Annotated in this window: 9 protein-coding genes and 1 other annotated feature; all 9 genes read right to left on the reverse strand. The window is 28.9% G+C overall.

Annotation, left to right across the window (positions count from 1 at the left end; all coding sequences use genetic code 11):
- Positions 1 to 113: 113 nt before the first annotated feature.
- The 9 genes from KGF39_RS00090 to KGF39_RS00135 all read right to left on the reverse strand — a co-directional run bounded on the left by KGF39_RS00090 (position 114) and on the right by KGF39_RS00135 (position 10,290).
- Entirely contained in the window at positions 114 to 1,817 is a 1,704-nt protein-coding gene (locus KGF39_RS00090) for an InlB B-repeat-containing protein (protein WP_227820717.1), read from the reverse strand.
- Between the two features lie 997 nt (positions 1,818 to 2,814).
- Positions 2,815 to 3,456, reverse strand: coding sequence for a nitroreductase (locus KGF39_RS00095; RefSeq protein ID WP_227820718.1), 642 nt, complete (start codon positions 3,454 to 3,456; stop codon positions 2,815 to 2,817).
- A 251-nt stretch (positions 3,457 to 3,707) separates the two neighbouring features.
- Positions 3,708 to 4,511, reverse strand: a complete 804-nt coding sequence (locus KGF39_RS20025) for a prepilin-type N-terminal cleavage/methylation domain-containing protein (protein ID WP_306800907.1) — start codon at positions 4,509 to 4,511, stop codon at positions 3,708 to 3,710.
- Between the two features lie 46 nt (positions 4,512 to 4,557).
- Entirely contained in the window at positions 4,558 to 4,932 is a 375-nt protein-coding gene (gene crcB / locus KGF39_RS00110; protein WP_054272696.1) for a fluoride efflux transporter CrcB, read from the reverse strand.
- A 38-nt stretch (positions 4,933 to 4,970) separates the two neighbouring features.
- Entirely contained in the window at positions 4,971 to 6,146 is a 1,176-nt protein-coding gene (gene thiI / locus KGF39_RS00115) for a tRNA uracil 4-sulfurtransferase ThiI (RefSeq protein WP_227820719.1), read from the reverse strand.
- A gap of 44 nt (positions 6,147 to 6,190) precedes the next feature.
- A complete protein-coding gene (locus KGF39_RS00120; RefSeq protein WP_227820720.1) occupies positions 6,191 to 7,342 on the reverse strand; it encodes a cysteine desulfurase family protein in 1,152 nt (383 codons plus the stop codon).
- Between the two features lie 646 nt (positions 7,343 to 7,988).
- Entirely contained in the window at positions 7,989 to 8,711 is a 723-nt protein-coding gene (locus tag KGF39_RS00125) for an amino acid ABC transporter ATP-binding protein (RefSeq protein ID WP_054272693.1), read from the reverse strand.
- Between the two features lie 58 nt (positions 8,712 to 8,769).
- Complete coding sequence (locus tag KGF39_RS00130) at positions 8,770 to 9,447, reverse strand: amino acid ABC transporter permease (RefSeq protein ID WP_227820721.1); 678 nt, start codon at positions 9,445 to 9,447, stop codon at positions 8,770 to 8,772.
- A 27-nt stretch (positions 9,448 to 9,474) separates the two neighbouring features.
- Positions 9,475 to 10,290, reverse strand: a complete 816-nt coding sequence (locus KGF39_RS00135; protein ID WP_054272691.1) for a transporter substrate-binding domain-containing protein — start codon at positions 10,288 to 10,290, stop codon at positions 9,475 to 9,477.
- Positions 10,291 to 10,516: 226 nt separating this feature from the next.
- Positions 10,517 to 10,727, reverse strand: a binding site (T-box leader).
- Positions 10,728 to 10,935 lie beyond the last annotated feature (208 nt).

A 10,935-nucleotide genomic window follows, 5' to 3' on the forward strand; every position in this document is an offset into this window, starting at 1 on the left:
ACTGATAAAATATATATCAGCATTTCTTACGACTATCAATTCATATTCATTATTTAAATATCAATTATATTAAATTAAGATTATAAGTTACAATGTTAACTTAATTTATATTATTAATTTTTTTGCCATACAGCATATAAAATGATATTACGTTCTTCCATAGTAATTGTTCCAGATACAATTGTTGATTCATCGTTTTTAACTGTACTCCAACCTACAAATGTATAAGTATCAGCAGTAAGACCACCAGTATTTCCAGAAACAGTTATATTATCCCCTTTTTTGTATTTTATTGGATCATATGGAGCTGAGCCAGAAACTGCTACTCCTACTGGAAAATTTGCGTTATAAACTACTCTGTAAGTTTTTTCAGCTACGGTAAAATAAATTGTATTTGGAGTAATTCCAGAAGAATCAAGTGTAACTGTTTGAGATTGACTTGATGGGTCTAAGTTGTATCCACTTGGAATCTTTGTAGAATCTGGAGTTATGGTATGGTCTCCAAATACAGCATTAACAACTTCTGTATATGTACCTCCAACTACATTACCATCTTTATCCTTAAATCCAATTGTTAAAGTACGTTCTGCCTCTGAAGGCATCTTACTTACTGTAAAGTAAACTGTATCTGGTACAAGAGAATTTACACTAAGATTTACCATTTCAAATTGATTATCTGGATTAAGTACATATCCATTTGGTACTTTTGTAGAATCAGATTCAACTCTATGATTTCCATATTCAGCTGGTAGTGTAACTGTATATGGGTCACCTACTATTGCTCCACTATCTTTATCTTTAAAGTTAATAGTAACTACACGATTTACAAGTGGAATATCAGGGCTTACTGTAAAATAAACAACACTCTTATCAAGGCCTGTTGGTTGAAGATTGACAGTTTGAGTTTGATTAGAAGGGTCAAGTTTATACCCATTAGGTCCTTTTGATGTGTCTGGGGTTATATCATGTGAACCTAATACATCTGGAATTTCTTCTATATAAGTACTTCCAACCTTATTTCCATTTTTATCTTTAAATCCAACTATAAGGACACGATTTTCTTCTGGCACTCCTGCCTTATCAGGAATAACTGTAAAATTAACTTCATTTGGATTAACACCATTTTGAGTAAGATTTACCACTTTAGATTGGCTTGTAGGGTTTAATTTATATCCTGCAGGAATTTGTGCCATATCAGGCGTAACTGTACTGTTTCCATATTTAGCAGGTACTTTAGCTGTATATGATGCAACTATAGCTCCTGTTTCTTTATCTTTATAATTGACTTTAAGAGAAAGTTTTGCATTTGAAATCTCAGTAGATGCATATGATATTTTTGTAGCTCCTCCACTACCTGTATTAGGTGATGTATAGCTCCAATTTACACCAGACATATCTCGATTTGTAACAAAAGAATAAACTCCTGTCATCTGACTTCCTGTTATACCTGCAGATGGTATCCCATTTGGAAATCCATAGCTTGTTCCATAAATAGTTGAAACTTTTTCTCCATTAATTTGTAATATCCACCCCTCTTGAGACCCCCCCTTTGGGTCAGTTCCCCACACATACTTTACATTTAATGATTTTCCACCACTTGGTACAAACAATGAAAACATTGTTACATATCCATTACCCATATTTGCACGAAAATCTACTTGATATCTTCCATTCATATCATATCTTTTCTCTGTAAATTGTTGTGCTACATTACTAGTTTTATCTGGCAAAGCCTGTGCATATGATGGCATTGCTACACTAGCAACTAAAGTTGACATCAAAACAAATGATGCTAATTTTCTTAACTTGTGTTTCATATAAGAATCCCCCTATAGTAATTTTTATTTTAAATAGATTTTCCATATCTTATTTTATAGATTCTTAAACTATCTATTTAGAGTTTGGTTAATCTATTGTAAAATCTAACTTAAAAATCGAATTTTTTATATGGTGTTCAATATTCAATTTATTATTTTATAGTCCAATGTAAAATATATTTGAAATTTATATGAAAATATTAATATGCTACAAAGTAGAATATCAAACATTTTATTGTTATAGAATAAAACGCATAATTTAAAAACATCCCTCTGTATTTTACAGATTTATGTACTTTAAAATATATATCTTTGTTTTTATTGATTTTGTAAGAACTAGTAAAAAGTATTATTACGCTACAAGGTTAAATTTTCAATGTTTATCAATATAAAATAATATTTTTTATTTTAATTATTGCTTCCATAATTTCCATTTGTTGTAAAAAAGTTACTATTTGTTGAAATTGGTATATTTTTTAAAAGATTATCTATGATTAATAATCAAATTTATAAGCATTTCTTTATTTTTTGTATTAGGATATTTCTTAGAAATGAAATATTTCTTAATTTGCTTTGATATGCATATTTTTATAGCTATTTTATTGCAAAAAAAATAACCCTTTTACAACTAAGGGCTACTTTTTTTCTCTGTTTTTTTTATTATATCATTATTTTTTCTTTATTTCAATATTTTTACATTTTTTCCATTATATTGAAAATATATCTTAAGTTTTCCAAATTTAATAAACTTTATAGCGCATACTTAAAATTAACACGTTTGGTTTCTATTTTATTACACTTAATTCTTACTTTTATCATTTTACAAAGCCAAAATAATAAAGAATAAGATAATAAATAAAATACTTATTATCTTATTCTTTATTTAATTATTTTACAAAGAAAATTTAGATTATTTTTTAAGTGACTTCTTCTTTCATTAATTTATTTAAATATTACTGGTTTTAATTTTTCAAGTAATTATTTTAAATACTCTAGCCTAAACTCTAGAAACCTTATAAACTACATCTTTAGCCTTTGGTAGATTTCCATCTGGAACCCCTACAGCAATACCAAATGGTACAGAATATCCTTCTGGTATATCAAGTAACTCTCTGTATTTTTTATTTGTATTAAACTCCATCTTTATTGACTCTGATTCTTTTACATCATCTTCAGCCAACACACTCACAAGACCTACAATATCCCCTTGCTCAACAGGTGTAAACAACCCTCTAACCATTCCTATTATACAACTTCCAAGCCCTAGTGCTTGTGCAGATGTTGTTATATTTCCTGTAAGTATTCCTATATCATATGGAGCCCATGAGCTACTTTCATCATAAGAAATAAATAAAACGGTTGGTGCACCATAAAATAACTTAAAGTTTTTATTTATCTCAACATTACTGACCTCATGAATTCTAGATAGAGTATCATCACTAATCTCTTTTAAAAGTTTTTGGTCCTGTACAACAGTTATATGCCATGGTTGTTTATTGCATCCAGAAGGTGCTGCAAATGCACAATGTAACAATGTATCTAGTTGTTCATCACTAATTTGTTCTGTTGTAAATTTTCGTATACTTCTACGACTTTGTATCAATTTTATTGTTTGGTTATCTTGAAAATCATTAATCATATCTATTCCCCTTTTTATGTATTTCTTAGTATAAATACTAAATCTTCAGAAAATTAATGTTGCAATTAAATTTCTTCATACTCTTATTATAGTTATTTTTAGTTTATATGTGAAGACTTAAAAGTATAAACTCTTTGACATATATTTTAATCATACCTATAAATAAAAATCTGGTATTAGACATCTATAGAAACATAGAAACTACTCTTTTCTATAATTTAATCAATACCAGATTAATAAAACACGCTATATTAATTTAAAGGACCCCATCCATCTTTAGTATGAATTTCTTTTTTTACAGATATAGCTGTATCTGTATCAACATCCCATGACCTACCTGCAACAGAAATACCATTTTTACCTTTATACCATCTACCTTCATCATAATCGTAAACTAAGGAAGTGTACCAATTACCTCCAGTCTTAGTATTTGCAAATACAACTACAGTAGCATCAGATTTAATAGGATTATATGCATATGGTTGTATATATAATGTATCTTTATTTAAATTATATTTCTTTTTAAATTCATCTGGAATTGTAGGCCATCCATTTTTATATTTGTTATCTAATAAATATTTTCTAAAATCATCATTACTTTTTGAAGCTCCTGGTATTATAGAAGGTTCCTCTGCAAATGATGCAATTAAATCTTTCATACTTTGATGTACATCCCTAGCCATTTCAACACCATCTGGATGCTCTGTACAAGTAACATACACTTTTGCAATACTTTCTTCTCCAGTTATTCCATCATAACCATCATCAAATTCTGCTGAATATGTTCCACCTGACTTACACTTTGGCTCTGTTTCAAAGTACTTCCCATCTTTATTTTTCAATACATCTTTTATAACTTCATTCTTATTTTTGCTTGGTTCCTCAGCCATTGCAATAATAATTTGAGTCTTTATATTTTCTCTATTTGAAAGACATGTAACTGCCTTACTTTTTTCTATATTTCTAAATAGTGCTGGTACTGCAACTATAACTAAAATTCCTATTATAGATATAACTACCAATAATTCAATTAGTGTAAAACCCTTTTTATTCATAATAATCATTCCCATTAAATAAAATTATAGTCCTTACTTTAATATGCTATATAGCAATAAAGTGTCTACATAAAGCTCTTCCAACAAAAACTCCCAAAATACTTAATGTAAAGTTAAAAAGTATATTTAATCCAAACAATATATAATTCCCACTATCAAAAAACTTTACAGTTTCAAAACTAAAAGTAGAAAATGTAGTTAGTCCTCCCATTAAACCAGTTGTCAAAAATAATTTTAAATTATTAGAAATAGAATCTGTTCTTATACTCATTTCCATCACAAATCCAATCAAAACTCCCCCAATAATGTTGACAACTAAAGTCCCAAATGGAAATTTAGTCCCTACAAACTTTAGAGAGATTAAATATCTTAATATAGCACCACAAAATCCACCAATACCAACATATAATGCTTGAATCACATGTAACACCTACCCCAAATAACTAAATCATTTATATATTAAAATTCTATGTCTTCAACCTCAATTCCATCAATTGCATCCTGTACTAATTTTTCAATATCAAGTGATGTTTCAGATTTTTCTATTTTTTCTAGTCTAGGTTTAGTCACAGGCTTTCTAGGAGAAAACACACTACAGCAATCTTCTTCAGGTACTATAGATGTTTCAAAAGTCCCTATTTTTTTTGCTATATCAACTATATCTGATTTATCCATTGCTATAAGTGGTCTAAACACTGGCAAATCTACAACAGCGTTAGTACAAGTAAGTCCTTGTATAGTTTGAGATGCAACCTGACCAATACTTTCACCTGTAATTAAAGCATCACAATGTCTTTTTTCAGAAAGTCTCTGTGCTATTCTCATCATAAATCTTCTTGAAAGGATAGTAGCTTCTTCTTCATTACAATTCTCACCAATTGCTTTTTGTATTTCCAATATGTTAACTTTGTGAAGTCTTACTCTTCCACAATATTTTGCCAATATTTTAGCTAAATCTTTAACTTTTTCCTGTGACCTTTCACTTGTAAATGGATAACTATGGAAATGCACTGCTTCTACTTCCATACCTCTTTTTGCAACCATCCACGTAGCTACTGGGCTGTCTATGCCTCCTGATAAAAGAGACATGGCTCTACCATTAGTTCCAAGTGGTAATCCGCCATATCCAGGGATAGTGTCACTATAGACCATAGTATGGAATTCTCTGTATTCACATTTTATTTTAACTTCTGGATTTCTTACATCAACAGAAATCTTATCTCCTACCTTTGATAATAAGTATCCACCTATATCCATACTCATTTCTTGAGAAGTCAATCCAAAAGATTTATCTCCTCTTCTTGACTCTACCTTAAAAGTTTTATATCCAGCATCTATTTTCTCTTCTAACATCTTTAAAGCAATTGCTTTTAATGTATCGTAGTCTTTTTTGGCTCTTACTCCAGGACATACGCCTACTATTCCAAACACTTTTCTAACTTCTTCGATTACTTCTTCATAATCATAATCTTCTAAATCGACATATATTCTTCCATATTCTTTATATACATTAAATTTGCCAATTGGCTTTAACATATTTCTTATATTTCTTATAAGCCTATTCTCAAATATATATCTATTCTTTCCTTTTACTCCAATTTCTCCATACTTTACTATTAATATATTATACACCATTTCACCTCTTAAACTAATTTATTCTCATTATTTGTGATTATTCTTTATTTCCTTTTCATTATTGACCTTAAGTCACAAATTGATTCTTTCAAAACTTTCACAACTTCTGACATTTCCTCTTCTGTATTCATATCAGATAAACTAAATCTTATTGTCCCATTTATTTCTTCATTTGTAAGACCTATAGCCTTTAATACATGACTCCCCTTCTTCTTAGAAGAGCATGCAGACCCAGTTGATACATAAATATTTTTTTGCTCTAAGTAATGAAGTAAAACTTCTCCCTTTGTCCCTCTAAATGATACATTTAATATATGACATACTCCATCTTCTGGAGAATTAATTTTTATATCTTCTATATTATCAATTATTTCACTTTTTAATGTATTTTTTAAGTTATTTACTTTCGAAATAATAGCATCTAAATCTTTATTTAGTATTTTAACAGCCTCTCCAAGTCCATATATTCCAGGTACATTTTCTGTTCCAGACCTAACTCCAATTTCCTGACCTCCACCTGTTAGCATAGGCTTAAGACGATTGCTTTCTTTTATATACATAAATCCAACCCCTTTTGGACCATGGAATTTATGTGCACTCACACTCATAAAATCTATATTATATTTAGATGGTCTAAAATTGATTTTTCCATATGATTGAATAGCATCAACATGGAAATAAATCTTTTCTTTTAAGCCTTTCAAACACTTTCCAACTTCATCTATCGGTTGTATAGTTCCTATTTCATTGTTAACATGCATCATACTTACTAAACATGTAGTTAACTTTATCGCATTTTTTAAATCTTCTATATTTATTTTTCCATCTTTTCCGACCTCTAAGTAAGTTACTTCAAAACCATCTTCTTCTAAGTCTTTTAATGTATTTAAAACAGAAGGATGTTCTATATTAGTAGATATTATATGATTTTTTCTCTTTTTATTTAGATTGGCAATACCTCTTATTATAGTGTTGTTACATTCTGTGCCACCTGATGTAAAATAAATCTCCTTTTCTTTCGCTCCTAGAGATTTAGCTATGACCTGTCTTACTTCCTTTATCCCTTTTTCAACTTCCACACCTTTTCTATGGACAGAAGAAGGATTTCCATATTCCGTATTAAGTGCATAAACCATTTTATCTATGACTTCTTGATAAGGTTTTGTAGTTGCGCTATTGTCTAAGTATATTTCCAACTTAATTACACCTACCTTTATTTAAAATCTTCAACTCTAACTATTATACCACTAATTATAGTATTTTTTTTGTTAATCTTTATTAAAAAGACAATCTTAAATTTATAAAATATTATTTCATGAAAAGCTAGTTTTTTCACTTTATTACAAATTTTTATAGTAAAATATAATATACTTATACTATACCCTACAAAAACACTTTATAAAATACAATATATGATAAAATAATATATTATATAAAATAAATATATTATATTATACTTGTACTTTATTTTTACTGTAAAAGTTAATTTTATAAGCTTACTTGTTATAAAAATAACTTTTATAATTTATATTAAAAAAAATATTGATTTTTGTGTCGCATTTTGTTATAATAAATTAAGGTTATCCCCCTGGTAACCCTAGTTAGTTAATATATCTATTCCCAATACCCTTTCATAAGGATATATTTTATATTTATTAAAAATCGGATTAGTAACGGAAATTAATTCGGTGGAAAAAAGAGCTTACCCCGAGCTCTTTTTTTTCTGCAAAAATTTAGAAAAATAAAGTTAATATTAATATAATTTTAATTTTAAACGTCTAATAGTCATCAATAAAAAAGGATGTATTGAATTTCTAATATCAATAACATCCTTTTTATATATTATAACACTTTTGCTAAAAATGATTTAGTTCTTTCATGTTTTGGATTTCCAAAAACTTCTTCTGGAGAATTATCTTCAAGTATACTTCCTCCATCTATAAAAATAACTCTGTCTGCAACTTCCTTAGCAAATCCCATCTCGTGAGTCACAATTGCCATTGTCATGCCTTCTTTAGCAAGTTCTTTTATAACATCCAAAACTTCATTTACCATCTCTGGGTCAAGAGCAGATGTCGGCTCATCAAATAGCATCATATCTGGTTCCATAGCAAGTGCTCTAGCTATTGCTATTCTTTGCTTTTGTCCTCCAGACAATTGTGATGGATATGAATCTTTTTTATCTAAAAGACCAACTCTACTCAACAAAACTTCTGCTTTTTTTTCTGCTTCTTCCTTAGTCATTTTTTTTAATTTAATTGGTGCTAATGTTATATTATCTAAAATAGTCTTATGTGGGAATAAATTAAAGTTCTGAAACACCATTCCTATCTTTTGTCTAACCTCATCAATATTAGTTTTTTTATCAACCAAATTTTTTCCTTCAAATATTATCTCTCCACCTGTAGGAATTTCTAGTAAATTCATACATCTAAGAAGTGTACTTTTACCAGAACCACTTGGGCCTACTATAACCATTATTTCGCCTTTAGCGATTTCTAAGTCTATATTTTTTAATACATTTAAATCTCCAAAAGATTTACTTAAATTTTTTATTGTAATCATATTATCACTTTCCTTTTTACTATTCTATGTTTTCCCTAAATGCTAAACATGCCCTCATCTAGTTAGACACAGATAGTTTCTTTTCTAATAATCCAACTAATCTTGATAGAGTAAATGTTATAACAAAGTAAATTACCGCTGCTACTATTAATGGCTCTAATGCTCTAAATGCTGCATTTTTTACTATATCCGCAGTACGCATTATCTCAACAACTCCTATTACAGATATTATTGAAGATTCTTTTACAAGTGTAATAAACTCATTTGCCAATGAAGGTAATATATTTTTTATAGCTTGAGGTATTATTATATATCTCATAGTTGACCAGTAATTTAATCCTAATGATCTACTTGCTTCCATTTGTCCATTATCAACTGATTGTATACCTGATCTAAGTATCTCTGCCACATATGCACCAGAATTCACTGACAATGCAAATGCACTAGCTATAAATTCACTTGGTATACCAAACAACATAGGGAATCTTATTCCTAATTGAGGTAATCCAAACCATACTATATATATCTGTACTAATAATGGTGTCCCTCTTAAAACCTCGATATAGATTGATGATATTGCTCTTAACACTTTACTCTTTGATATTTTTGCCATACAGATAATTATACCTATTACAAATCCAAAGCATAATGCCACAAGAGAAATTGATACTGTCACGCCTGTTCCTTCCAAAAAAGAAGTCCCAAATCTACTTAAAAAACTAAAATCTAAACTCATAATTTCATCTCCCACATAACTTTCTTACTAATTTGAAGCAGCTTCAGTAGATGCTTCATTTAAAAACTCTTCTATTTTCTTACCATCTTGTAATTCTTTTATCTTTTTATTTAATAATTCTATAAAGTCTTTGTTGTTGTCAGCTTTTTTGATTGCTGCTGCCATACCTTCTGTTACATCTTTACCAACTTCAGTATTTGCCATTTTTATTCCATCATATTTTTTAACATTTATTAAAGAAACTGCTTCATTAGTAACAACTGCATCTATGTTTCCATTTTTTAATTCTGTAATTAAATCCGGTATTGCTTTTAAAGATTTTGTAGTTGTCATTTTTAGAGTGTTAACTACATATTCTTCTTGGATACTTCCTGCTTGAACTCCAACTCTAAGTTTCTTTAAATCATCTTCAGTTTTTACTTTGTCTATATCTGCATCCTTAACTATAACTGCATTTCTACTTAAATAATATAATTCTGAGAAATCAACACTCTTTTCTCTCTCTGGTGTTGGAGACATCCCTGCAAGAATAATATCAACTTGGTCTGCATTTAAAGCACCTATTAATCCATCAAATGACATATCTTTAATTTCAACCTTCACACCAAGCTCCTTTGCAAATTCTTCAGCTAACATTATATCGAATCCTTTTATTGAATCTTTTCCATCTACTACCTTATGGAATTCAAATGGAGGAAATTCTGCACTGGTACCAACAACCAATTTTCCACTTTCTTTTATTTGTTCTAACTTTGTCTTTTCTTCTCCACCACTACATCCTACTAGTGATAATGTTAATCCTAATACTAATCCTAAACTTAATAATTTTTTAAATACTTTCATTTTAATTACCCCTCTCTTTTAATTATAATTTCCCTCAAATTTTAATACTTAAATGTTTCGACTTACAAAAAAAGCCTCTCAGTCTATAATGACTAAGAGACGACTTTACCGCGTTACCACTCTTATTGATAAATACTTATATTACTTTCAAAATTTGTGAATGTTAGCCTTTAAGCTGTGTGGATACTTCAATTTTTTAAATCAAAAAAGTCCCTTAGCTTTACAGCTAAGAGACGAATTATATCCGCGTTACCACTCTTTTTGATAAGTAAGTACTTATCCTCTCAATCCCTTAAGGCGGGCAAACCAATTATCATACTAAAACTTCTGATAATCTCCTCCAGAGCTCTCTTCACATAAACTTCATTGCTAGGCTTACACCAACCCCTAACTCGCTGTAAATCCATATATGTTACTTTCTCTATCACTGGATTTGTTTCCTTAAATTGTTAATACAATTGTACTTCCTTATAATATTTTTGTCAATAAGTTTTTTATTTTTTTAATAATTTTTATTTGTAAATTATTTGAACTCTACAGTTTATATTTATTGATATTATTTGGATAATCATAAATAGTATCTTTCATATTTTTAGATATTTTTTAGATAATAATATATAATCTCTTTCATATTCTTGCTATTTC

Origin of the sequence: Clostridioides sp. ZZV14-6345 (assembly GCF_020657775.1) — a bacterium.
Lineage (GTDB): Bacteria > Bacillota > Clostridia > Peptostreptococcales > Peptostreptococcaceae > Clostridioides > Clostridioides difficile_D.

What these genes read in the sequence shown, in the direction of transcription:
- KGF39_RS00135 (WP_054272691.1), bottom strand. Translation starts at nt 10,290, where the DNA reads ATGAAAGTATTTAAAAAATTATTAAGTTTAGGATTAGTATTAGGATTA.
- KGF39_RS20025 (WP_306800907.1), bottom strand. Translation starts at nt 4,511, where the DNA reads ATGAATAAAAAGGGTTTTACACTAATTGAATTATTGGTAGTTATATCT.
- KGF39_RS00090 (WP_227820717.1), bottom strand. Translation starts at nt 1,817, where the DNA reads ATGAAACACAAGTTAAGAAAATTAGCATCATTTGTTTTGATGTCAACT.
- KGF39_RS00095 (WP_227820718.1), bottom strand. Translation starts at nt 3,456, where the DNA reads ATGATTAATGATTTTCAAGATAACCAAACAATAAAATTGATACAAAGT.
- thiI (WP_227820719.1), bottom strand. Translation starts at nt 6,146, where the DNA reads ATGGTGTATAATATATTAATAGTAAAGTATGGAGAAATTGGAGTAAAA.
- KGF39_RS00130 (WP_227820721.1), bottom strand. Translation starts at nt 9,447, where the DNA reads ATGAGTTTAGATTTTAGTTTTTTAAGTAGATTTGGGACTTCTTTTTTG.
- KGF39_RS00125 (WP_054272693.1), bottom strand. Translation starts at nt 8,711, where the DNA reads ATGATTACAATAAAAAATTTAAGTAAATCTTTTGGAGATTTAAATGTA.